The 2,394-nt window shown below is 74.7% G+C and carries 1 protein-coding gene; it reads left to right on the top strand.

The genetic code is table 11. From position 1 onward, the window contains the following. Positions 1-2,225, top strand: a 2,225-nt coding sequence (locus AE652_RS39625) for an MMPL family transporter (protein WP_049660471.1), incomplete at its 5' end; no start/stop codon positions are given. Positions 2,226-2,394 lie beyond the last annotated feature (169 nt).

The following is a 2,394-nucleotide window of genomic DNA, read 5'->3' as shown; positions in this document are numbered from 1 at the left end:
CCGCCCGCCCCGCCCCCTCGGCCGCCGCGCCACCGGCCCGGCGCTCGGCGCTGCGCCGCCTGGGCGAGTGGTGCGCGCGCCACTGGCTGACCGTCATCCTGCTGTGGCTCGTCGCCCTGGCCGGCGTCCAGGCCGCCAACCGGGCCGTCGGCGGCTCCTACTCGGACGACTTCTCGCTGCCCGGCACCCAGGCGCAGCAGGGCCGGAGCGTGTTGCAGGCGCACGAGCCGGCCGCGGCGGGCACCAGTTCCCAAGTGGTGCTGCACGACGCGGCGCAGCTGACGGGCTTCCAGCCGCAGATCGCCGAGGCGGTGGCGGCGCTGCAGCAGCTGCCGCACGTGCTGTCGGTGCAGAGTCCGCTGCCGCCGCCGGGGCAGGGCCCGGTGCCGGGCGGGCCGCTGTCCGCCGACGGGCTGACCGGGTACCTGACCGTGCGGTTCGACACCAATCCGACGCTGCTGGGCAAGGACTACCTGCCGGGGGTGGACGCGGCGGTGGCGCCGCTGCGGGCGGCCGGGGTGCAGGTGGAGTACGGGGGTCCGCTGGGCGAGCTGGCCCGGCCGGCGGCGGACGACCGGTCCAGTGAGGTGATCGGTTTCGCGGTGGCGGTGGTGGTGCTGCTGGTGGGGTTCGGCAGTGCGATCGCGGCGGGGCTGCCGCTGCTGACGGCGCTGGTCGCGGTGGTGGTCGGGCTGGGGGTGCTGGGGCTGGTGGCGGCGCTGTCGACGTTCGCGACCGTGGCGCCGACGCTGGCGACGATGATCGGCATCGGGGTGGGGATCGACTACGCGCTGTTCCTGCTGACCCGTCACCGGCAGAACCTGATGGACGGGGTGGACCCGGTGGCCTCGGCCGGGCAGGCGGTGGCCACCAGTGGGCGGGCGGTGCTGGTCTCCGGCTGCACGGTGGTCATCGCGCTGTCCGGGCTGTCGGTGTCGGGGATCTCCTTCATCGCCAAGCTGGGGGCGGCGGCGGCCGTCACGGTGGTGTCGGCGGTGCTGGGGGCGCTGACCCTGCTGCCGGCGCTGATGGGGCTGATCGGGCGCCGGATGGACCGGTTCGCGGTGCGCCGTCCGGTCGCCGAGGCGGGCGGGGACGGGCAGGGCGGGGACGGGCGGGGCGGGGCGTGGCACCGCTACGCCCGGCGGGTGGAGGCGCGGCCGTGGTGGTACCTGGTGGCCGGGGTGGTGGTGCTGGCGGTGCTGTCCGTCCCGCTGTTCTCCATCCAGCTGGGCCACATCGGCGACGGCGCGGACTCCACGGACTTCACCGACCGGCGGGCCTACGACCTGATGTCGCAGGCCTTCGGGCCGGGTTCGAACGCGCCGCTGACGGTGGTGGTCGACCAGGGCGCGGTGCCCGCCGACGCGCGGGCGGGGGTGCAGGCCTCGGTGCAGCGGGCGCTCACCGGCCTGCCCGGCGCCGCGAGCAGCACCCCTCCGCAGACCAGCCCGGACGGGGCGGTGCTGTTCGCCACCGTCGTCCCGGCGGGCGCCCCGCAGGACCGGGCGACCACCGACCTGGTGAACCGGCTGGCGGACACGGTGCTGCCCGGCGCGGTGGCCGGCAGCGGCGCGCGGACGTACGTGACCGGCAACACCGCGGCGCAGGTCGACTTCCTGGACATCGTGTCGAGCCGGCTGGTGCCGATCATCGCGGTGGTGGTCGGGCTGGCCTTCCTGATCATCCTGCTGGTCTTCCGCGGCGTGCTGGTCGCGGTCAAGGCGGCGGTGCTCAACCTGCTGTCGATCGCGGCCTCGTACGGGGTGGTGGTGGCGGTGTTCCAGTGGGGCTGGGGCGGGCCGGCGCTGGGGGTGGCGGGGAAGGTCCCGATCGAGAGCTACGTGCCGATGATGATGTTCGCGATCGTCTTCGGGCTGAGCATGGACTACGAGATCTTCCTGCTCTCCCGGGTGCACGAGGCCTGGCTGCGCACCGGGCACAGCCGGGACGCGGTGGCGCACGCGCTGGAGATCACCGCGCGGGTGATCACCTGCGCGGCGCTGATCATGGTGAGCGTGTTCGCGGCGTTCGTCGTCAGCGACAACGTCGTCATCAAGATGATGGGGCTGGGCCTGGCGGTGAGCGTGCTGGTGGACGCGACGGTGGTGCGGCTGCTGCTGGTCCCGGCGGTGATGACGCTGCTGGGCTCGGCGGCCTGGTGGACGCCGCGGTTCCTGGACCGGGTGCTGCCGCACATCGACACCGAGGGCGTGAACTCCTAGGCGGCGCCTTGCCGGCGGCCCCGGTCACCCGGGGCCGCGGGCGGGCCGACGGTCTGGAGACGGTCAGGGGGTGCACATGGCCAGGGCGCGGCTCTGGCCGCTGTGGGCGCGGACCGTCCAGGTGTTGGGGTTCTGGGGGTCGGGGGCGTTGAGTTCGACGTCGTCGTCG

The organism is Kitasatospora sp. MY 5-36 (assembly GCF_001182915.1).
In the GTDB taxonomy this organism is placed as follows: domain Bacteria; phylum Actinomycetota; class Actinomycetes; order Streptomycetales; family Streptomycetaceae; genus Kitasatospora.
The sequence above is the reverse complement of the archived record's forward strand: the minus strand, read 5'-3'. Positions and strand labels throughout refer to the sequence as shown.